Origin of the sequence: Burkholderia sp. MSMB1589WGS, assembly GCF_001636105.1 — a bacterium.
Taxonomy (GTDB): Bacteria; Pseudomonadota; Gammaproteobacteria; order Burkholderiales; family Burkholderiaceae; genus Burkholderia; species Burkholderia humptydooensis.
Genome location: NZ_LNJT01000008.1, coordinates 775,519 through 797,880 on the forward strand (window position 1 = coordinate 775,519; position 22,362 = coordinate 797,880).

The 22,362-nt window shown below is 60.0% G+C and carries 16 protein-coding genes and 2 pseudogenes; 10 read left to right on the forward strand and 8 right to left on the reverse strand.

What is annotated here, in order from left to right; genetic code table 11:
* The first annotated feature begins 137 nt into the window (after positions 1-137).
* From WT16_RS21220 to WT16_RS21225, 3 genes are all read left to right on the forward strand, one after another.
* Entirely contained in the window at positions 138-1,442 is a 1,305-nt protein-coding gene (locus WT16_RS21220; protein WP_063534149.1) for an MFS transporter, read from the forward strand.
* Positions 1,439-2,917, forward strand: a complete 1,479-nt coding sequence (locus tag WT16_RS32215) for a M81 family metallopeptidase (protein ID WP_082874951.1) — start codon at positions 1,439-1,441, stop codon at positions 2,915-2,917. The genes WT16_RS21220 and WT16_RS32215 overlap by 4 nt, the downstream gene beginning before the upstream one ends.
* Before the next feature lie 528 nt (positions 2,918-3,445).
* Positions 3,446-3,751: an H-NS histone family protein gene (locus WT16_RS21225; RefSeq protein WP_009916035.1), complete on the forward strand. Its 306-nt coding sequence runs from the start codon at positions 3,446-3,448 to the stop codon at positions 3,749-3,751.
* Positions 3,752-4,006: 255 nt separating this feature from the next.
* Here WT16_RS21225 and WT16_RS32220 read toward each other — a convergent pair whose 3' ends face one another.
* The gene (locus WT16_RS32220) at positions 4,007-4,447 is read right to left on the reverse strand and encodes an NAD(P)H-dependent oxidoreductase (protein WP_080595144.1); all 441 of its coding nucleotides are present in this window, start codon (positions 4,445-4,447) and stop codon (positions 4,007-4,009) included.
* A gap of 249 nt (positions 4,448-4,696) precedes the next feature.
* Here WT16_RS32220 and WT16_RS21230 point away from each other — a divergent pair, with 249 nt between their 5' ends.
* From WT16_RS21230 to WT16_RS32225, 4 genes and pseudogenes are all read left to right on the forward strand, one after another.
* On the forward strand, positions 4,697-7,522 hold the full coding sequence (locus WT16_RS21230) for a non-ribosomal peptide synthetase (protein WP_197486496.1): 2,826 nt from the start codon (positions 4,697-4,699) through the stop codon (positions 7,520-7,522).
* Positions 7,523-7,583: 61 nt separating this feature from the next.
* Entirely contained in the window at positions 7,584-8,921 is a 1,338-nt protein-coding gene (locus WT16_RS21235) for an LLM class flavin-dependent oxidoreductase (protein WP_063534150.1), read from the forward strand.
* Positions 8,922-8,993: 72 nt separating this feature from the next.
* Complete coding sequence (locus WT16_RS21240; protein WP_231892098.1) at positions 8,994-9,563, forward strand: isoprenylcysteine carboxylmethyltransferase family protein; 570 nt, start codon at positions 8,994-8,996, stop codon at positions 9,561-9,563.
* Between the two features lie 85 nt (positions 9,564-9,648).
* Positions 9,649-9,789: pseudogene (locus tag WT16_RS32225) on the forward strand (IS256 family transposase); the annotation flags it as partial.
* Between the two features lie 670 nt (positions 9,790-10,459).
* On the opposite strand, the gene WT16_RS32235 reads toward WT16_RS32225, so the two are convergent.
* Positions 10,460-11,674: a multidrug effflux MFS transporter gene (locus tag WT16_RS32235; protein WP_082874952.1), complete on the reverse strand. Its 1,215-nt coding sequence runs from the start codon at positions 11,672-11,674 to the stop codon at positions 10,460-10,462.
* Between the two features lie 130 nt (positions 11,675-11,804).
* On the opposite strand from WT16_RS32235, the pseudogene WT16_RS32240 reads away from it, so the two are divergent.
* Positions 11,805-12,104, forward strand: a pseudogene (locus WT16_RS32240) (transposase); the annotation flags it as partial.
* Here WT16_RS32240 and WT16_RS33880 read toward each other — a convergent pair.
* Positions 12,085-12,285 (reverse strand): hypothetical protein, encoded by a 201-nt coding sequence (locus tag WT16_RS33880; RefSeq protein ID WP_156521478.1) that lies wholly within the window; start codon positions 12,283-12,285, stop codon positions 12,085-12,087. The pseudogene WT16_RS32240 and the gene WT16_RS33880 overlap by 20 nt on opposite strands.
* Before the next feature lie 197 nt (positions 12,286-12,482).
* Here WT16_RS33880 and WT16_RS21255 point away from each other — a divergent pair, with 197 nt between their 5' ends.
* Complete coding sequence (locus WT16_RS21255) at positions 12,483-13,061, forward strand: MFS transporter (RefSeq protein WP_269447551.1); 579 nt, start codon at positions 12,483-12,485, stop codon at positions 13,059-13,061.
* A 180-nt stretch (positions 13,062-13,241) separates the two neighbouring features.
* A complete protein-coding gene (locus WT16_RS21260; protein WP_015603725.1) occupies positions 13,242-13,937 on the forward strand; it encodes a TetR/AcrR family transcriptional regulator in 696 nt (231 codons plus the stop codon).
* A gap of 224 nt (positions 13,938-14,161) precedes the next feature.
* On the opposite strand, the gene WT16_RS21265 is transcribed toward WT16_RS21260, so the two are convergent.
* The 5 genes from WT16_RS21265 to WT16_RS21285 form a co-directional block, all read right to left on the reverse strand.
* On the reverse strand, positions 14,162-15,664 hold the full coding sequence (locus WT16_RS21265; RefSeq protein ID WP_006027793.1) for a DHA2 family efflux MFS transporter permease subunit: 1,503 nt from the start codon (positions 15,662-15,664) through the stop codon (positions 14,162-14,164).
* 488 nt (positions 15,665-16,152) lie between these two features.
* Entirely contained in the window at positions 16,153-17,532 is a 1,380-nt protein-coding gene (locus tag WT16_RS21270) for an MmgE/PrpD family protein (protein ID WP_006027794.1), read from the reverse strand.
* A complete protein-coding gene (locus WT16_RS21275) occupies positions 17,529-18,350 on the reverse strand; it encodes an ABC transporter ATP-binding protein (RefSeq protein WP_063534153.1) in 822 nt (273 codons plus the stop codon). The genes WT16_RS21270 and WT16_RS21275 overlap by 4 nt, the downstream gene beginning before the upstream one ends.
* Positions 18,350-19,375 carry an iron ABC transporter permease gene (locus WT16_RS21280; protein WP_009916021.1) on the reverse strand — a complete coding sequence of 342 codons (1,026 nt, stop codon included), beginning with the start codon at positions 19,373-19,375 and terminating at the stop codon, positions 18,350-18,352. The genes WT16_RS21275 and WT16_RS21280 overlap by 1 nt, the downstream gene beginning before the upstream one ends.
* 112 nt (positions 19,376-19,487) lie before the next feature.
* A complete protein-coding gene (locus tag WT16_RS21285) occupies positions 19,488-21,755 on the reverse strand; it encodes a TonB-dependent siderophore receptor (RefSeq protein WP_231892099.1) in 2,268 nt (755 codons plus the stop codon).
* Positions 21,756-22,362: the final 607 nt, after the last annotated feature.

Below are 22,362 nucleotides of genomic sequence, written 5' to 3' on the forward strand. Positions count from 1 at the left end.
CCTAGCGCGACTCGTGGGTGACAAATTTCCGCACAGGGTGTCTCGTATATTGACAACCAGCCGGGATAAATCTTCTGTATAGTCGTTATTAATTTGACTGCACAATAACTCGATAACTTATCGCCACTGAGGCCAGAATGTCCACTTCATTTATAGAGGCGTCAACCCCACGAGCCAGTGCGTTCAGAAAAATCAATCTGCGGATACTGGCATTTCTGACAGTATGCTACTGCATCGCATATGTGGATCGCGTAAACGTGGGGTTCGCGAAGCTGCAAATGCAGCAGGAGCTCGGCCTCAGTGATGCGGCCTACGGCCTGGGTGCCGGCATCTTCTTTCTCGGTTACGTTCTGCTCGAAGTGCCCAGCAACCTGCTCCTCGTACGTATTGGCGCGCGCAAAACGTTAAGTCGGATCATGGTGCTATGGGGCATCACAACGGTGGCGACAAGCATGGCGTCTGATGTTACGACGTTTTACATTCTTCGCTTCCTTCTTGGCGTTTTTGAAGCAGGTTTCGCCCCAGGAATCATCTACTTTCTGACTCGTTGGTATCCAAAGAAGCAGATGGGTCGAACGATGGCGATTTTGATGTGGGCGTTGCCGATCGGGTCAATCGCTGGCGGTTTGGCGTCCGGCACGATTATTGAGTATTCCGATGGTTTGGCGGGCTTATCGGGATGGCAGTGGATGTTCATTCTCGAAGGCATCCCCGCGCTGATTATGGGGTTCGTCACGTTCGGAACGCTTTGCGAGTCGCCGGCTGAGGCAAGCTGGCTCACGTCACACGAGAAACGGGCCGTCCTGACGGAACTTGGCCAGACGCCTCCGGCACGCCCGGCCCATGGAGCATTGATGCGTGTCGCCACCGACCTGCGCGTTCTCTTATTGGCGCTGACGTATTTCGGCCTCATCAGTGGAATCTATGCTGTCGGGTTCTGGCTACCGACCATTCTCAAAACAGCCGGGTTACACAGTTACATCGAAATCGGCGCGTATTCGGCTGTGCCGTACGTGCTGACTATCATCGTGATCTATGTGGTTGGTCGACTCTCCGACCGCAACCGTGAACGACAACTTCATGCTGCGCTGGCAACCGCAGTGGGTGCAGTCGGCCTCATGGCTACAGCCCACTTCTCCGACCAGTTTGTCGTGGCGCTTGCAGCCATCTCTATTGCGACGGCGGGAACGTATGCCGGTTACACCGTCTTCTGGGCCATACCAGCCGACTATTTTTCGGAAGACGCCGCCGCTGTTGGCATTGCATTTATCAATACGTTAGGTCTGTTCGGCGGATTTGTTAGCCCAACCGTAATCGGCTGGATGAAAACCGCAACGGGAAGCAGCGAGGTAGGTTTTCTTGCGATTGCGATGCTTCTGCTCACAAGCGCTTTCGTGCTCGCTGCGCGTCCCGCAAGGGACGTCAAGGTGACCGCATCATGAAAATCTATGTTGGCGGATTCTTGCACGAGACCAACACGTTTGTTGAGACACACACGCAGTATGCCGATTTCGCGAATGGCGCAAACGGTCCAATTGCGGTTGGCGACGCTATCTTTGCAATGCGTGATGCGAACCTTCCGATTTCTGGCTTTTTGCAATCGGTCGCGGATACGCCGAATGTTGTTGTCCCTGGGATATGGACTTATGCGACGCCATCTGGCCTCGTCATGGACGACGCGTATGAACGAATCGTCAACGAAATCCTGCGCCGCGCTACTGAAGTACGTCCAGATGCAATCTACTTGGACCTGCACGGGGCAATGGTGTCCGAACGCTACGAGGATGGGGAAGGCGAATTGTTGCGGCGACTACGCGTGCAAATCGGTCCGCGGCCGATAATCGTTGCGTCCCTCGATTTGCACGCAAACGTCACCGAGCAGATGTTCGAGCATGCCGATGCACTCGTACCGTTTCGTACCTATCCGCATGTCGACATGGCGAAGACTGGGGCTCGTGCGGCTCGGACTTTGTTTCGAATCGCCGAATCGGGTAGACGCTCGCATCGCGCGTTTTGGCGTGCTCCATTTTTGATTCCGATTGAGGCGATGTCTACCTCACAGTCCCCCGCTGCAGAGATTTATGCCCTCGTTGCGGACGTAGAGCGAAGGTATGACGTCGACCTTGGTGTTGCGCTCGGGTTTCCCGCTGCCGACATCCGCGAGTGTGGGCCGGCCGTATGGGCATGCGGTTCTAGCAAGCGTGGGGTCGAGAGTGCACTTGACGAACTCAAACTGCTGATTGTGGAGAGCGAAGGAAAATGGAAAACGACGTATTTCAGCCCTGATGAAGCAGTCCTCCGAGCCAAGAAGCTCGCAGACTCAGCGCTGCACCCAATCGTGATCGCGGATACGCATGACAATCCCGGTGCTGGCGCGGCTTCCGACACGACAGAAATGCTCGAGGCGCTACTTCGGCATCGAGTGAGACGTGCCGCTATCGGGATCGTCTGCGATCCTGCTGCGGCACGGAGGGCTCACGAGGCAGGCGTCGGCACTCGCGTAAGCATGGCACTTTCAGAGCACACGAATCATCCGCTGCGTGGTGACTTTCTCGTCGAGTCGATATCTGACGGCCTGTGCAGACTCGAAGGCCCGATGATGCAAAACTTGGAACTTCACCTCGGTCCATGCGCGTGTTTAAAAATCGATGACGTGCGTGTCGTGGTCAGTACCGTGAAAACGCAGCTTCTGGATCGCAACCTGTACAGAATGGTCGGTATCGCTCCAGAGAAAATGGCCATCTTGGTAAACAAGAGTTCCGTCCACTTTCGGGCGGCATTCGAACCTATAGCTGAAGCAGTCCTCATCGCGCGAACGGCAACGGGTATTGTGACCGACCCCGAACGTTTACCGTGGAGAAAAATCGATCCTCGAATGCGCCTTGGGCCGGGCATTCAAACTAGAAGAGTGTATTAACCGAAAGCGGCTTCGCCGAGTGCTGCAACACGCGACGAAGCCTAATCATAGATTCTTCAAAAAAGAGAGCGAACCCTATGACTGAGTACATATTACTCGAAAATTCGAGTGCGTTGTCGATTCTATTTCCCTCAGCGTCGTTGCCTTCACGCGCCAAGCCCTCGCGGCCAAACTTCGCGTATTTGCCAGCCACCGCTGTCCGACCTACTTCCTAGAGGCTACCGGGAACTCCAGGTTCTCGGTGCCATAGCGGTGCAGAAATGCGACCTACGTCATTTCTCAAAATATGCCTATGGCGTATTGCGTGTGTAAGTCACTCACAGAAAGAAATTTTGTAGACCCGTTACACGATTGTGGCCGCGCCCTGCCTCCGATCTGCCTCGGAGCAGGCGGTTTTGCGATCGTCGATATCGGCGATCGCCATTTTATTCCCGTCGTGTCGTCGCATGCATGGCACACGATACACGCTCCTGACGACGCACGGCGCTCGAATGTGCACGTTTAACGTAATTCGATTGGAGAGACATTGTGGCAACTTACGAGGAACTGAAAGCTCAACTCGATGCACTCAATAAGGAGGCCGAAGCAGCCAGAGAGCGCGAAATCTCGACGGCGCTTTCTCAGATCCGGGAGACCGTCCTGATGTACGAAATTCGGCCCGACCAGATCTTTCCTCAATGGACGCGCCTTCGCTCGCCGGACAAGCGGCGTGGTCCACTGCCTCCAAAGTATCGAAACCCGATGACTGGAGAAACATGGTGCGGCCGAGGGCGAGCCCCAAAATGGATGTCTGGCTCGCCGCGCGAAGCTTTCCTGATCGATCGACCTGCTTGATCCTACGCGCTCCACGAACGACGCCCCTCAGAGAAGGTGGCGGAGTGTGTGAGGTGTGGTAACGCTGCAGGTCAGCATTGCCGGGCGGTGGTAGTACGCTTCGATGCTCATGTCTGTTCCTTCCTCCCGTCACCTGGCGGGATAGAGTTCCAGACAATGCCGAACGGAAAAACAGAGCGTGTCGTTCAGCAAGCGCCTGTGTACTTCGACTCGGCGTAGCCCGGGACTCGGCACGAACGTGCAAGCTCAACGGGATCAACTCGAGCGCATCGCAGCGAGCGTCGCGCCGCCCGCCTGCGGACCATGCGACCTCACGATGCAGCCTACCGCGCGTCCGTCGAGATAAGGCCGGTCATCCGATCGCAAATCGTCCAGCGTGTCAAGCGCATTCTTGATCACGCCGGACATTCCGCCGTGGTAAGCGGGGCTGGCGATAATGACCGCATTCGAATTTCTTACTATCTCGACAAACGCTTTCTGGATTTCATCTCTCAGCCCACACTGTGGCTTATAAAACGACAATTCGTAAAGTAGCTCTGCTCCGATATGCCTGATCGATGCGTCCATCGATTGCGTTACGCTCAATGCAACCGCAAGTGCATATCCGGTCGAGGATGTGGTCAGGCCCGTGCCGCCGATGCCGACGATGAGTGGCCCGCCACGGCATTGTGTTGAATTGGTCAAATGTTCCTCCATTTATTAATCAGTGCGGCTGCCTCGATGCGGGAATTCGTAATACTCATCGACAGTAATCTACGGCACGAAAAAATCAGATACGGAGTCTTAAATTTGATCTGCACGATAAATTTATTAGTGATTTATTTTAAATAAAATACATCCGATTGAGCTTGGGTGTACGCAAATGAATCGAAAACCACAAGTCCTTCTTGTATTTGACGACGACTTTTGTTCAACGAACGAGAATTCCCTCGATAAGGAGCGGATATGAGAGTGACGTTGGCCGGGCAGTTTGACACGGACGAGATCGAGTTCCAGGACAAGACGCTAGACTTCTTCATCCGGCGCGTCGTCGAGTGTGACAGCATCTCGCAGCTTTTTCTGCAAGCGGTCGAACAGCACTCCGAGGCCGGCTACGTCATCTTCGATCGCGAATTGCGCGCGCGTCTGATCCGCTACCCTATGATGCTCGCTGACGCGCGTCGTGTTCTCGCAGGCTTGCAGTCGTCGGGCATCTCACGCGAAGCCCGCGTGGCGATCCGACTCGACGAGCCGCGGGAGTTCTTTCCTGTCTTCTGGGCGTGCCTGCTGGGCGGCTATGTGCCTTGCCCGTTGCCGCCGCTACGCGGCACCGACATGGACCGCGCGGCCTACGTTGCCCACGTGTCGGCGCTGCTCGACGGACCGCTCTTTGTTACGGCTGACAAAGACTCCGCATCGCTCGGCGACGTGCGCACGACCAGCGTCGAATCGCTGCGCGCGTTTCCGCCAAGCATCGCATTCCAGCACGCGAGCCGGGACGATCTCGCGATGCTGATGCTGACGTCCGGCTCGACCGGCAAGCCGAAGGCCGTGATGCTCAGACATCGCAACGTGCTCGCGTCGATGGCTGGCAAGATCGCGCGCCAGCAGCTTGTGCCTTCGGATATCACGCTAAACTGGATCGCGTGCGACCACGTCGCAAGCTTGCTCGAATGCCACATGCTGCCGCTGGCAGTTGGCGCGGTTCAACTGCACGTGCCAACCGACGCGATCATCGGCTCGCCGCTGAACTTCATCAAGCTGCTCGGCCGCTATCGGGTCGGCATGACATTCACGCCGAACTTTCTGCTCGGCCTCATCAATCAGGCGCTCGCGCGCAGTGCCGAACTTGAGCCGCTCGATTTGTCGCACCTGAAGATCATCGTCTCGGGCGGCGAAGCGGTTGTGAACGCAACCGCGCTACATTTCCTAGATCGGCTTGCACGCTTCGGCCTGCGCCGGAACGTGCTCGCCCCCGCGTTCGGCATGACCGAGACCTGCGCGGGCAGCGTCTATGCGCGCGACTATCCGGCGTCAGGCATCGACAAGGAGTTCGCGCCGCTCGGTATGGGGATCGACGGCCTCACGATGCGCATCGTCGACGCGGAGGGCCGTGTCGTGCCGGACGGTGAGCCAGGCGAGTTGCAGTTGCGCGGACCGATGATCTTCTCCGGCTACCTGAAGAACGACGATGCGAACGCGGAAGCCTTCACACTGGACGGCTGGTTCCGCACCGGCGATTCAGGACGCCTCGACGACGGCGTGCTAACGCTTGTCGGGCGCACGAAGGAAAGCGTGATCGTGCACGGGGTCAATTACTACGTACACGAGATCGAAACTGTGCTCGAGCAGGTGGACGGTATCGCAGAATCCTATGTGGCGGCTGTGCCGATCCGGCTGCCCGGACAGGATAGCGAGCACCTCGCGATCTTCTTTCATCCGACTTTCCCGGTCGACGACGCAGACGCGCTGTATCGGACGCTCACCGAGATTCGCGAGCGGGTCGTGCTGCACTGGGGTTTCCGACCATCGATGATCTTGCCACTCGATGTCACCGACATGCCGAAGACGAGCCTCGGCAAGCTGCAGCGCATGAAGTTGCGTAAGCGCTTCGAATCAGGCATGTTCACCGCTCCGCTAGTGCGCGTGAACGCCGCGCTTGCGCATCGGCTCGGCGCGCGGACGCCGTTGGAAGGCGACGCCGAGTACATGCTCGCGGACATCTATGCGGAGATCTTCGAGCTCGACGCATCGATGCTTGGCGCTGCGATGAACTTCTTCGAGCTGGGTGGCACGTCGCTCGACATCATCCGGTTCAAGGACAAGGTGCAGCGGCGATTCGGGCTCGACACGCTGCCCACCGTCACGCTTATGCACCACCCGACGATCCGCGAGTTCGCGGCCTTCCTCGCGCACCGCCACGCGCGCGAAGACGCGACCTACACGCCGCTCGTTCCGTTCCACCGCAGCGGAAGACGGACGCCGCTCTTCTGCGTTCACCCAGGCCTCGGCGACGTGTTGGTGTTTGCGAATCTCGCGAAGCACTTCATCGGCGAACGGCCCTTCTATGCGCTGCGCGCCCGCGGCTTCAATCCCGGCGAGCGCCGCTTCAACAGCTTCGACGAAATGGTCGAGACCTATCTGCTCGCAATGCGCGACGTGCAGCCGTGCGGTCCGTACGCGATCGCCGGCTACTCGTACGGCGCCGCGGTGGCGTTCGAGATCGCCCGGCGCCTGGAAGCGCGTGGCGAGCGGATGGCATTCGTCGGGATCATCGATTTCCCGCCGGACATGCTCGCGCGAATGCCGCAGATGGACGATGCCGACGCACTGCTGAACCTTGCGTTCTTCCTGTCGCTTGTCGACCGGTACCAGATGGTCGAGTGGGCGCCTTCCCTGCGCGCGATGAGCCGGCGCGAGCGTGCCGAATGGCTGCTGTCGACCGTGCCGGCGCGCAAACGGATTGAGCTCGACCTCAATGCGAACCGGATGCTCGCGTGGGCCGATCTATCGCGTGGGCTCATCGACATCGGCCGCGCGTATCGGCCGGCGGGCCGCGTGCGGACCGTGCATGTGTTCCATGCGGCACCGCTGCCCTGGATGACGGAAAACGGCATCGATAGGCATACATGGCGCCATCGCGAACTCGAAGCGTGGCACGACTGCGTGAGCGAATGCGCGACCTTCGTCGATGTGCCGGGCGAACACCATACGATAATCGCGCCGCCGCATCTCGACACGTTCCAGGCACGCTTCAAGGCGGCGCTCGATGCCAACGAGCGATACGCGTGACGCATACGGCCCTCCGGGCGGACGGCCGACGATCCTTCGATCTCCTTCATTCAGGAACGCCATGACACAGCGCACGACGAAGATGAAGCTGGGAGTATTCCTCTATCAACCCGGGCACCACGTTGCCGCATGGCGCCACCCGGACGCGCGCGCGGAGGGTGGGATGAGCTTTCGGCACCACGTCGACATGGTGCGGCTCGCCGAGCGGGCGAAGTTTGACATGGCGTTCATCGCCGACACGCTTGGCGTCTGGGGAACCGACATCAAGGAGTTGAGTCGCAGCGTGAAGTTCGTCGCACAGTTCGAGCCGCTGACGCTGCTCTCCGCGCTGTCGTCCGTGACGGAGCGCATCGGCCTCGTCGCGACCGCGACGACCACGTACAACGAGCCGTTTCACGTTGCGCGCAAGTTCGCGTCGCTCGATCACTTGAGCGGCGGGCGCGCGGGATGGAACGTCGTGACGTCGTCGAACGAATCCGAGGCGCTGAATTTCAGCCGCGACGTGCATAGCTCGCATGCGGATCGCTACGCGCGCGCACGGGAATTCGTGCACGTCGTGAAAGGCCTCTGGGATAGCTGGGAGGACGACGCGTTCCTGTACGACAAGGATGCCGGCCTTTACTTCGACGAGCGCAAGCTGCATTTGCTGCATCATCACGGCGAGCATTTCGCGGTGCGCGGGCCTCTCAATATCGCGCGTGCGCCGCAAGGTCATCCGGTGCTGTTCGAGGCGGGCCAGTCCGAGGCGGGCAAGGCGCTCGCGGCCGAAACGGCGGAAGGCATTTTCACGATCCAGCAGTCGCTTGCGGACGCGCAGGCGTTCTACGCGGACCTGAAGGCGCTCGTCGAGGCGGCCGGCCGCTCGCCGCGGCACCTGAAGGTGATGCCTGGCGTGTTCCCAATCACCGGGCGCACGGCCGACGAAGCCGAAGAAAAATATGCCCAATTGCAGGCGCTAGTGCATCCGGACGTCGGGATGGCACTGCTGGCGGCGATGCTCGGTGGCGCGGATCTGTCGGGCTGCCGCCTCGATGATCCGTTGCCGGAGCTTCCCGAAACAAACGCGGGCAAGAGTCGGCTAGCGCTGCTCGTGCGCACGGCCCGTGAGCAGAAGCTCACCGTGAAGGAACTCTACCTGTCGGTTGCGTGCGCGCGCGGGCACTGGATCGTTCGCGGCACACCGCAACACATAGCCGATCAGCTCGAGGAACGCTTCACGCATCACGCGGCGGACGGCTTCATCGTGATGCCGCCGTATTTCCCGGGCGGATTTGTCGATTTCGTCGAGCAAGTAGTGCCCGAACTGCAGCGGCGCGACCTGTTCCGCACCGAGTACGAAGGCAGCACGCTGCGCGATCACCTCGAATTGCCGCGCCCAGCGCACTGGTTCGCGCGATGAGCGGCGTGGCCGCTTGCCCTCGAACGAGTCCGACCTTTCGATTTCCACCGGTCACATTTCAGGAGAATTGAAATGAATACACTCTCAACATGGTTGCCGATGATTGTCTGGAGCGGCTTCATCGGCTACTGGCTCGTCGCTGCCCGTCACGCACGCAAGACCGTCCGGCGTGCGACGGGGCCCGCGCAGACGGTTCACATCGCACTCGTTATGGGCAGCCTTGTGTTAATGGCGATGCCGCTTCAACTCTTGGGACTGCCGACGCACCGCATGGTGGCGGTTGCCGAAGCGCCCTGGATCGGGCTACTGCTGTGCGTCATCGGCATGGGCTTTGCGGGCTGGGCTCGATACTGGCTCGGCCAATACTGGGCGGGCGCGGTCGCGCTGAAGGAAGACCATCGCCTGATCCAGGGCGGGCCCTATGCGATCGTCCGCCATCCGATCTACACGGGTGTGCTCGCGGCCGCGCTCGGCACGGCGCTGATGGCTGGCGACCTGCGCAGCTTCGTGCTGTTTGCGGTCGTAGCTGGATGCTATCTAGTCAAGATCCGCCGCGAGGAGCGCTGGCTGTTGGATGCATTCGGCGACGAATACACGCAGTATCAAGCCAGAACGGCCGCCCTGATTCCCAAGGTATATTGAGCGGGGCCGCCGAAGATGCGGACCCCGCGAACCTATCCGAAACATTGTGTGCGAGGCATAAACTGACGGCCAATGAGCCACTTTTATGCCACGCAAACGCAAGGAAGAAGATACGATAGAACCGGGCAAGGGCTTAAACCTGTGCCCGGAACTGATCAAGCAACTGCTCCCTGGAACGCTGGACCGGGCGACGCTCAACGAGCAGCTCGCCGCGCTCAAGAAGGCGTCTTCGCGCGGGCCGCCGACCAACTGGCGATCGCGTACCCGAACGCGGCCGCGGATCTGCACTACGCGAGCACGCACTGGCTGGGCCACACGTTCGCGAACTACGGGCCTGGACGCCGGCGCCGACATCCTCGACATGCGAGAGCTGCTCGGCCACGCGAGCCTGGGCACGAAGACGCTCTACACCAAGGCGAACGCGGTGCGTCAGTTCCAGTCGGTCGAGGCGTTGTTCAACGCGGCGCTCGATGGCGCGGATCCGCCGGCGCCGGCGGCCGCCCGCGCGCGGCGCCGAGCGCGGTGTCGCACGCCTTCAGTCCGGAGGCCGTCAGCGCTTCGGCAACTTGAGGTGCCCCGACAACACCGCCTTAGCGAGATCGGCCTCACTCATGCCCATGCATGATCTGGTCGATGGCGCCCTGAGACAGTTCGTTGACCAGCATGAGAACTCCTCCCTCGACGCCGACAGTTGATTGGCATGTACCCTCGGCAAAAGCTGGCCACCAGCCGGATCAGGGCCGCAGGCTTCCCGAGACGGCGGGACTGGTTTCATGGACGCGATGGTGTGACCACGACTCGTCATCAATATGGGAACGAAGATTGGTGTTCTGAGCGGTTAGCGGACCTCAGATCCCACGTGACGTTACCCGCTCGTCGCCAATCAACTAACGAAGTTAAACTTGCGAGCGTCGCTCTTCCAAATGGAAGACATAGACAGATGCCGCAAGTGCAAGCGCGCACGCAAACAACATCATGCCAAATGGTGAATATCCAGCATTTTTCGCAGTCAAGATAACTCCAGTTCCGGAAGAAAACAGGAATCCCCCCCCTATCGTGATGCAACCTGCGAGACCAGCTGCGCTTCCCGCTAGTGTTGGATGCACCGAGACGGCGCCAGCATTCGCACATGGACTCGAAAGGCCATTGCCGATTCCGACGAGCATGCAGGGTGCGAGCACCCAGAATACTTCCGAAGTGCCGAGCATGGCGATAGTAAGACTGATCAATGGACCGAAGCACGCCAGAATACGTCCCCAAACCATGGTTCTCGCAAGCGACCATCGTTTCGAATAGCGTCCGGACAAAAAACTCCCTGACATAAACCCCAGTGTAATGGCTCCCATGTATGCGCCTAGTGCCGCAGGCGATAAGTTGAACGATATTTTTGCAGTCATGGGTACACCGGTGAGGAATGCATAGAATGCACCGGTGGAACAAGCGAGGCAAACCGTATAACCCCAGAAACGGTTCGAGCGGAGAAGAATCGGATACGCTTCGAGCTGCGCTTTTATCGACCTGGAAATATTGGTCTTGGTCTCGTCAAGGTCGATCCAGCAGAACACGAACAACAGCGCCCCCACACCGGCAAGCACCCAGAAGTTGGCGCGCCAGCCGAAGATTTCATCGAGAAAACCACCCAATGCTGGCCCTAACATAGGTGCTAGCGCCGCGGCCGTCGCCGCGTAGCCGATCTTTCCTGCCGCCGCCTCCTTTCCAAAGACGTCTCGGACTGCCGCTATCGAAACTGGGTAACTAGACGTTACTGCAGCCTGAACAAACCGGGACGCAAGAAATGACCATGCGTTGGTCGCGAGGGCACACCCTAGTGACCCAATCGTGAACAAAGCAAGACTCAATAAAATAATCGGCCGACGACCGAAGCGATCCGACAGCGGGCCCATGAAGAGCTCAAGAATCGCGGAGAGTCCCGCGTATCCGGCTAGCGAGAGGCTCATGACCGCATAGTCAACGTGTAGATCGCTGCAAATATTAGGCAACGACGGTAAAAATATACTCAGAGGCAGAACCGAGCACGCGCAAAGAAGAGTGACGACAACCAAGTTCAAAGACGGCGCTGATTTTGAAATACCTATTTCTTTGCTTTCCATCGCTTTCTTTCCTTGCGGTTTGTAAAAAACGCGGTGGCATACGCCAACGCTACCGGTTGGAAATGCTGACAAGAGGGCGTATAGAGCACCGGCAGGTTCCCGCAACCGCGTAGAAGTCTCCCAAAATTTCCTCGATCGCAAGCAGATCAACGTCGTCTCCGAGATGCTCGAGCAGTGGTGTACCAACGTGATGCGCTCCAAGGTCGAACCCATGAAGGAGGTTGCGCGCATGATCCCCAAGCACTTCGACGGCATCGTCGCCTGGACCCAGACGCGTCAGACCAACGGCTTCCTGGAGGCGCTCAACGGCCTGTTTCAGGCCGCCAAGCGACGCGCGCGCGGCTACGCCAACCTCACCACCATGCGTACCGTGCTGTTCCTGATCGCCGGCAAGCTTGACTTCGCTTCGATCAACCAGCATGCCGCGTAACCCACTCAAATTTCAACAGAGCCAATTTTCTCGACCTGCAACGGCGCACCATTTTCTTCATCAACGTCCCCATCGGCATGGTAGCGCTGTATTTTTCTCGCCAATTGAAAGACGCACGGCCGATGCGGAAACAATCCCTGGACTGGATCGGCATTGCGCTGTCGAGCATCGGGATCTCCATCGCATTGCTCCCTTTGCTGATGATTTCCGCGTGGAGTTGGAATTTTGAAGCAATGTGCTGATATTGACGGACCTCTTCACCCTATATTTTTTTGCGTTCCATGAAAACCGGTACGCAGCAACGGACACGTCCCACTCGTGGACATGAAACTCCTTTGAAACATGCCATTCGCGAAAGAATCGCTGCTGGTTATGTGAATCTATGTAAACGCAGGCTCATTTACGCTGAGCTTCTCCATGCTTCTCCAGTTTGACCTGAAAATGAATCCGTTTCAGGCCGGCATGATTTATGTTTCCACCAGTATCGGATTTTCGCTTTCTCCCCTGTTGATGCCGAGACTGGTCAATCGCCACGGCCCCTGGTTCATTTTTCTGGGCGCAATCTTGTATGCCGCGAGCTTCGTTCTCTTGATGATCGTGGTGATGCATATCCCGATTCTCCGGTTCCCGTGGCTCTTGCTGCCCGCGCTGTTTGCACTGGGGCCCACTCAAGGTATGGTGATGACGCCGCTCCTGAGCATCAGGATAGCGACCGTACACGGCGAGTGCGCGGGCAGGCGGCCGGGGGTTCTCTCCACTTTGCAGCAGTTGGGAGCCGCGTTCGGCGTGACTGCCGCCAGCACGATCATGCAAATTGCGCTCAGGAAACTGTTGGACCTGGACGCGCTTCCTCAGCTTCAGAGTGCATTCGTCTACAGCATGCTGTTCAACCTCGCGGCCGTCGTGATCGCCAGCCTGCTCCTGCGCACGTTGCCGGAACGGCCACAGCGCGTCTGAAGCGGCAGCGTTCCCCCGCCTCCCGACCTGGGCGTACAACGCAGCGTTGATGCACGGAACCTCACCGGAACTGATTTTCATGCACAATTCGACCTGCGAAGGGTCATCAACGACAGGTTGGTTACAACCGTTTCATGGCCTAGACTTCTGACTTTTGCATACGAGCTTCCAATCTGCATGATGAGATACAAGACCAGCCAGCGCGAGCAGGGAACGCCGAAATCTCCCCGCACCAAGCCAGCCGAAGTACGTTTAGACGAATTGATGGCCGCGGCGGAAAAGTTGTTCCTGGAGCAAGGCGTCGAGGCCACCACGATCAACGATATCGTCGAACTGGCTCAGGTTGCCAAGGGCACCTTCTATCATTACTTCGCATCCAAGCACGAATTGCTGACTGCCATGGGCCAACGCTACACGGCGCAATTCCTGGACAGCCTGAAACAAGCCGTCGACGCGTGCGCCGAGGACGATTGGTTAGGTCGACTTTGCACCTGGATCCGCACGAGCATCGAGGTCTACGTCGAGACATATCGCACGCACGACATCGTGTACACCGACCATCATCATCACAACCGCAGCAATCGCGAAAAGAACGCCATCCTCGACCAGTTACAGGACATTCTTGACGGCGGCGCGCGGGCAGGCGTATGGCAACTTGCGCAATCACGCGTCACCGCCCTCCTGATCTACACGGGCGTGCACGGCGTCACGGACGACGCGATCGCAGCTCAGGAGACGGATTGCTCCAAATTCGCCCGTGATGTCATCGCGGTCTGCCTGCGCATGGTCGGCGTTGCCGACGACGGGCAGCCGCCCAAGCCGCGCCGCCGGTCGCGCCAGGCAGCCGGCCGTGAAAATCCGGCCGACAGTTCCTGAACGCTCATGCATGGAAAGCGTGCCCGGTTCAGTCAGGCGTGCGCCGCGTCAACCACGATCAAGCAACAACGCGCCAGACTCGCCCTTCAGCCCCTTGGTGGTTCCAGACAGTGTCGATTATTCGATATGCCAACGTTCTGTTGCACGCATAAGCTGTCGCTCCTCGGCTACTGCGGCGAAGCAGCCGAGGTATCGCAACCATAACTGGAGCCTCTATCGACGCACTACTTGTTCGTCGGCGCCACCTGGAGAGCGGGTCGCTCGGTATGAAAGAAGAGCAATAGGCATGCTATCAACAGGCAGACCACACCGGCGCATGCCATGGCGAGTGCGAAACCGCCGGCCATGGCAGACCGATACAGATCGGAGACCCATGCTTGCTGCGTCGGCAACATATGGTCCAGCACTGCACTCCTCGCCATTCTTGCAGGATCGCTCGCGCCCGCCGCCGCGACCGAAACCGTCAGTTGGCGGACAGCGCAAACGCTCATTGCGCTGCCCAGCATGGCGATCCCCAAGGTCATTCCGGTTTGGCGCAAAGCGTTCATCGTAGCCGACGCAATGCCCGAGCGCTCCGAAGGCGCATACCCCATGACCATCATGCCGGTTGCGGGCACGGACAGCCCCATCCCCAGCCCCAGGACCGCAAAGACCAGCTTGATCACGGCATCGGACGTCCATGGCGTGAAGGAAACCATGATGCATAGCGCCAAGCCGACCAACGCGTAGCCCGCAACCATCAGCAATTTCAGCGAAAAACGCGCTGCGAGGCGACCGAACAAGAGCGATGCCGCTGCCATCACAGCGAACTGCGGCACGAGTTGCCAGCCAGCCAGCGCGGGCGCACTTCCTTTCGCTTGCTGAAGGTAGAGAGACAGAAAGAAGAGACTGCTGTAGGCCGAGAAGCCAAGCGCAAACGACGCCAGATTCGCCAGTGCCAACGAGCGGTTGCGGAACAACTGCACGGGAAACAGCGGCCGCGGCACACGCGTTTCGATCCAGACGAATGCGACGAACCCCACCAGGGCGATGCTCAAAGGCTTCATCACCTTATCCGGAGAGGTGCCGTGCTCACCGATCCCGATCAGGCCGTAGCTGAGCATCCCCAACCACACCATGCTGAGCACCTGCCCCACCGGATCAAACGCCGCGTGATCGGGATGCTTGCGTTCCGGGATGCCCCATGCGCCGAGCAATGCTGCGGCGATGCCCAGAGGGACATTCACGAGGAAAACGCTCTTCCAGCCAACATGCTCGACCAAGAGCCCACCAAGCAACGGCCCGGAAATCAGCGCAAGCGCATTGAAGGCGGACCATCCGCCGATCGCGCGAGCGCGTTGGCGCGGATCCGGGAACGCATGAGTAAGGATAGGCATGGCGCCGGGAATCAGCAACGCACCGGCGATGCCTTGAATCGCGCGCCCCCACAGGAGCATATCGAGGCGGCCTGCCGCCGCGCAGGTAATTGATCCAAGGACAAACAAAAGAACACTGCCAAGCCACACTCGCTTATGCCCATAGCGGTCCCCCAACGGCCCGGCCGACAGCATCACGGCCGATAGGGCTATGGCATACACGTTGACAACCCATTGCAGGCCGGCCAGATCGGCCCGCATTGCCAGTTGAAGGGTCGGCAGCGCTACGTTCACGATACTGATATCGATAGAAGCAAGAAATGTGCCCAAATAGGCAGCCGCGACTAAGGCGGGAAGGCGATATCTGTGCATGGCGATCCATTAGATAGTCTGAAAGCAGTTCCCATGCTATATATTGACCGACCGTCGGTCAATAATAATCGCTCGCGATACCGTGAGCGTGGTCAAGACTGCAAACTCTTGTGCGCCAGAGGCGGCGGTCGATGCGGGTGAACCAGATGAGTGATTGAATCGGCGGCGCACCTGGATACGCACTAGTGTCACAGCCTGCGTCGAAACGTACCGCATCCCCGCCATCGTTTAACTCACCGCCATCATGATCGAAGCAACCGCGGAACGAACGCCATGCCGGATCTGCCGGAAGCGATGCAGGAGGGTGGGACACAGGCCGGCACGTGGCAGCACTGGCAGTGCTCGTATCACGACCCTGCCGGCCCACTCGGGCATGCACGGCGTCATCGACGACGCCATTGCAGCCCGGCAGAGGAATGTGAGCAAGTCGCTCAAGGCGTCGCCAGCGTGGCTGCACCTGGTGGGTGGAACAGGGGAGCCCTGGCTCGTCAGCCGTTACCGCCGATCATGCCGACGAGCATGTCGATGCTGGGAGCCCGCTCCAGGTCATCGACCAACGCCGCGATTTCTTCATGATGCGTGTGGAATCCCGCGCATGCTGACTGGCCGCAGCAGACCCGGAACTTGTTGAGCAGTTCTTCGATCCCCAGCGGGTTTTCCGGCCAGCCCTTCCCATAGGCAGCGTCGATCGAGAAGCACTCTACCTGCTGCTCCGTGATACTGAGGCGGCATTGATCGAAACGCTCGAATTCCGGAACTTCCACCAGCTCGATGCGCTGCGCCAGCTCGACCACCATGGTTTCGCGTGCGGCATCTGCATGGAATTCACTGGGCGTGGCACTTCCGCGCAGCAAAGCGTTGGCCGTGACGTACTGCGCGCTAAATTGGGCATCGATTTGCGCCGTATCCGACGGTTGGTAGTGAGCACCGCACACCATGCGCATGGTCGGCGAGACTTCGAGGCGGATGTCGCATGCGTCGAGCCTCAGTCCCAGTATGTCGGATTTGGCGGCCAGCAGTGAGTCGGTCAACGCGAGCAGAATGCTGCAGTGGGGGTATGCCTTGAAGCATGTCTCCGCTCGTCCCAGGAACCGTACTCCCAGGTCCGCCGTGAGAATGGACAGATCCGGCTCGCCAGGGGCATAGAGATTGAAGAACCCGTTTTCGCCAGCCAATATCCGGCGCGGCCCGGTCACGCCCGCCTGTGCCAGAATGGCCGCCTCGATGGCATGGCGCGCGATCAGCCCCTGTCCGAAGCGCACCGACATCACCTTATCCTGATAGTGCTGGAATGTGCCGACGCCGTAATCGAACGCGAGTCCGATGGCGTCGACATAGCGCTCCGAAGGCAGGCGAAGCAGTCGCGCTGCGATGATCGCCCCCGAAAACAGGCCCAACACATTGGAGTCGAAACCCCGGTAGAAAAAGCCATTGCTCTGCGCGGCGAGATTGATCCGTTGGCCGATGTCCTGACCGATTGCCATCGCGGCCAGCATCTCGCGCCCGCTGGCCCCGGTCATCTCCGCTATCGCCAACGCAACCGGCAGGTCCGACGAGCTCGGGTGCCAGCCGGGAGAAACGACGTCGCAGTAGTCCAACGCGCGGGCGCGCACCGCATTGACGAACGCAGCTTGACCGGCAGCCAGCCGCAGGTCCGAGCCAAGTACGGTTGCCTCCGAGCAGCCACTGTAGCGTTGCGCGAATTCAATGGCCTGCTGCACGCCAGCCGCATCGTAACCGGCTGCCAGGCATGCCAGATGATCCAGGAGACGCAGGCGCTGGAACGCCATCACGTCTTGCGGGATTTGCTCGACATCGGTCGAGAAGGCACTCTGCGCGAGTATCAGGATAGGGTCGACGGTTGTCATGTCAGGGTCCTCTCTAGGACAGGCGAAGGGAAAGCAACTGCAGGTTCGACGTGCTGTCCATCGACAATCACGTGCAGGTGACCTTGAGAGCAGTGCTCGACCCGCGCACGCACGCCGTAGACCTGCGCGAGAAGCGAAGGCGTGATGACTTCCCCGGGGACACCGAACGCCAGGACACGGCCCTCGTGCAGCACGGCGACGTAGTCGGCAAACCGCAGCGTGTGGTTGAGGTCGTGACTGGCCATCAGCACACACAACCCGCGCTCACGAGTCAGCCACTGCAACTGCGCCAACAGTTCGAACTGCCGCTGCAAATCGAGCGCGCTGGTGGGTTCGTCCAGCAGCAGAATGCGAGGGTTCCGAATCAGCGCTTGCGCAATCGAAACCAACTGACGCTGGCCGCCGCTGAGCGTTTGCAGTTCGCATTGCGCGATACCTTCGATCCGCAGCTGTCGCAGAAGCACGGCCACAGCATCCAGTTCATCCGCGGCGATGCGCCAGCCACCCTGCTGCTTGCACGCGAGCAGCATGGCTTCAAGCACGCGCAACGCAGCGCCAGCAAAAATGTCCTGCGGCACGAACGCCGGGCGATTGGAATGCTGAGACGGCCAGAACTTGACGGGACGACTGTCGACCTGGATCAAGCCCGGTCCGTCGAGATCCCCGGCGATTCGCCGCAGCAAAGTGGATTTTCCGGCGGCATTGGCGCCGAGCAGCGCGGTCAGGCTGCCGGGTGGCAAGGGGCCGATGTCCACCCGGTCAAGCACCCTCCGCCCATCAAGCGTGGCGCCAACGTTTTCGATGCGCAGCAGTTCCATCAACGCATCCCTTTGCGCACGATCAGTACAAAAAACAATGGCACGCCGACCAGCGAGGTGACGATGCCGATCGGCAACGTCTGCCCCGCAAGAACCACCTTGCTTGCCACCGAAGCCGCCGACAGCAACGTCGCCCCGCACAGCGCCGCGGCCGGCAGCAGGAACCGCTGATCCTCTCCGACCAGCATGCGCGCGATATGAGGCCCGATCAGCCCAACGAAGCCGATAGCACCGACGAAGGAAACGCAGACGGACGCCAGGAGGCTGCTCAGCACGATGATCCGCAACCGGAGTTTCGCGACCGGGACGCCCAGCGCGCCGGCACGGGCGTCCCCCAGGCGCAGCGCCGTCAAGGCCCACGCATCGCGCATGAACGCGACGAGTACCAGCAGCAAGGCGCCCGCCATGATGGCCAGCCGGATGCCATTGGTACGGGTCAGGCTTCCCATGCTCCAGAACACCACAGCGGCCAGAGCCTGGTCCGGGGCCATATATTGCAGCCCCTGAAGCAACGCCGTGAACGCAAAGACCAGCGTGGTCCCCAAGAGGACGATCAACTCACTGCTCATGCCCCGCCATCGTGTCACGCGGTCGATGAGCAGAACCGCGCCCATGGCCATCACAAAGGCATTGACCGGAATGATGTACGGAACCAGTGCGGCGGGAAGGACGCTGACGCCCAGCACCAGGCCGAGTGCGGCACCGAAGCTGGCCGCGGCTGACACCCCGAGTGTGAATGGGCTCGCCAGAGGATTGTTCAGCACGGTCTGCATCTCCACACCGGCAACGGACAAGCTGGCGCCCACCACCAGGGCGGTCAGCGCCGCCGGAATGCGGATGTCATGCAGCACCACCCGTACTACCTGGGGGGCATGCGGGCTCCAGAGCGAGGAGAACACCTGGTTCATCGGGTAATGCGCTGGCCCTACCGACAGATCGGCAAAGCTGCACAGCAGCGCCAGCAGGCCCAGCATGGCAAGCCACAGCAGGCGTCGCTGCACTGAGCCGGCGTACAACTGCCACATGCCGGATTGTTGAGCCCCTTGGGCATGCTTACCCGCATGCGCCCGACTCGCCGACCAGGACGACGACTGCCTGCCCTCAGGCTTGGCAACTGCTACTTGAATGCGCGCCATGTCACCACCGATAGGAGAGCGTTGCGTTGATCACCCGGTCCTGACCGATGAAGCAGTACATCTCCGAGGTACAACTGGCCACGTAGGACTTGTTGGTGAGATTGCTCACGTTGAGCGAGAGCGTCGCATCATGTCCGATGAGGTATCCAAGATCGTAGCTGGCAGCCAGATCAACCAGCGTTGCCGACGACACCTTGAACGTGTTGCGCGGGTTGCCCCAGGTCGAACCAAGATACCGCACGCCGCCACCTAGGCGCAGCCCGGCGAGCGCGCCCCTGAAACTGTAGTCCAGCCAGGCACTGGCAGAGTGGCGCGGTGTTCCGGCGGGTAATTTGCCTCGGTAGAGCGAATCGCTGACCAGGCTGCTGTCCAGGTAGGTGTAGCTGGCGATAAGATTCAGGTCGCGCGTCAGCCTGGTAACCGCCTGCATGTCCAGCCCGCGCGAACGCAACTCGCCGGCCTGCGTCCAGTAACCCAGGTGCAGTACGTCGCTCGACTTCACGTTGGTCTGGTTGGTCTGGAATAGCGCGACGGCCAGCATGGTGGTGCCGCCTGGAGACTGGTACTTCACCCCCACTTCCGTTTGCCTCGCCTCCATCGGAACGAAAGCGCGTCCCTTGAAATCGGCACCCAGTTGCGGATCAAATGAAGTGGCGTAGCTGACGTAAGGCGCAAGGCCACTGTCGAAGACGTAGCCGAGCCCGACACGTCCCGTCCACTTACTGTCTTCTTGCCGGTGGGACGTCCAGACGGGCGAGTAGCTCCGCGAGGTGTCGTCGGTGCGGGAGCGGTCGTAGCGGCCGCTGAGCGTCAGCCGCCAGCGTCCGTAGACAATTTGATCCTGTGCGTATACGCCCACGCGCTGGAAATCCTGGCGCACGTTGTATGGCCAGTTGACGCGACTGTCGGTGAAATCCGGTGTCGCGTGGGGCCGATAGTTCACGGGGTCGTACGGGTCAAACAGTACCGGAGCCATCCGATACGAGTCGCTTTGCAGCCGCCCCGTCGCATAGTCCCCCCCCACGAGCAACCGATGGGTGGTGGCTCCCAGAGAGACCTCACCGGTCAGGTTGTTGTCGAGTTGAAACGTGTGAGAGCTGGCCGGGGCGAGGCCATAGGTGCCCTCCAACCAGAGGTGGCCGCCCCGGTCCTGGTAGCCGTAGATCGACGTGCGCCGAATGTCCGAGTTGATGTACATGTAGCGCATGTTGCTGTTGAACGCCCAGCCGTTGCCAAGCCGATACGTAAGCAGTGAACTGACCGAGTCCTGCTTGCGTGACGACCCTTCGAAGTCCATGTCGGTATAGTTGCGATTCCGCATCACCCCCGGATACCGGCTGCCGTTCAGCCCAAGCGCGGCCGCAGGCACGCTGTTGTAATTCGGTATGTCCGGCTCCCACGAATGCGTCGCCAGGATCGTCCACGAAAACCGGTCATCGGGGCGCCAGGTCAGCGCAGGTGCGAAGTAGATGCGCTTGTGGTGCACGTCTTCCACCTGCCCGTGCTCATCCAGGCCCGTCGCGATGAAGCGGTACAAGAACGTGCCGTTGGCGTTCAGGGGGCCCGTGCTGTCGACACCAATCTGCAGGTGTCTGAAGCTGCCCGCTTGCATCATGATTTCGTGCGCGGATTCACGCTGCGGCCGTCGGCTGACCTGATTGATCACGCCACCGCCGCTCCCCTGTCCATACAGCGCGGATGACGGCCCGCGCAGCACTTCCACACGCTCCAGCGTGTACGGATCGATCTGCGGCGTCCAGGTCGACGTATTGCTGATCACGCGCAGCCCGTCCAGGTAGTAGTCCGCATCGATGCCACGGATGCGCGTGAGGTCCAGTTGCGTTCCAAAGCCGCCGTAGCTTTCGCTATTGACGCCGGCGGCATAGCGCAGCGCCTGGCTCGTGGTGGTCGGCTGTTGCGCCTCCATCTGCCGGCGGGTGACCACGGAGACCGACTGCGGTGTTTCCAGCACGGATGTACGCACCTTGGTCCCCACAGTGGCGGCCTCGGCCACATAGCCTCGCTCCGGCCCATTGTCTGCGCCGGGCTGCCGGCCGGTGACAGTAATGGTCTGCAGTGCAGAGGAATCCTCCTCTTGAATACGGGTAGTCGATGGATTGCTTCCTGCGGCCTCCCGCGCCCACGCGCCGGAAACGCCAGCGCAAGTTGCCAGCATCAGCGAGAGCGCGAAACGGCGGTGCGAAGACGTGTAGCGGGCCCGAGCCCCTCCATCCGGTCGGCGGGGCCTGGTTTGAAAATGGCGTTGCATGTTTGTCAGTGCTGTCTCGAGTCAAAGGGTCGTTCGCAATGGGCGCCGGGTTGAGAGCGCATGCGCACCGCTGCAACCGACGGCCTTGACGAAAGATCTTCTGACAGGCGCGCGCCGGGAACGGGTGTACTTGCCATCCGGATAACCGTAACGGGAAGGAAGCGGCTCAAAGAGCCATTGACCGACCGACGGTCGCAGTTAATAATAACCATTTTCATTTGCAAGTCAAGCAATGATGCACTACGCCGCGAGCAATAATTTGAGTCTCAATTGCAATTGACCGACCGACGGTCATATGTTAATAATTCTCACTCATGAACCAAACACAGAGGTGGGGAATGACATCTGGACGGATCATCGGCCTACTGACCGAAATAGGGCTGCAGCCCGAACTACTTCGAACAGCGGCGAGTGACTGGCAACTGCGAGCAGACCTCGGGTTGAGCTCGGCGGAAACGTTCAAGCTGCAACGGATGCTGGAGCAGTTGGGGTGCGTCGGCTTTTCGCTTTGGGGGACCCACGATCACTCGCTGCAGGAGTTGGAGCAACTGATCGACTCGGCACCTGCACTTGCCCGGCCGTCTGCCGTTGCCGCGAGCGACGCGGC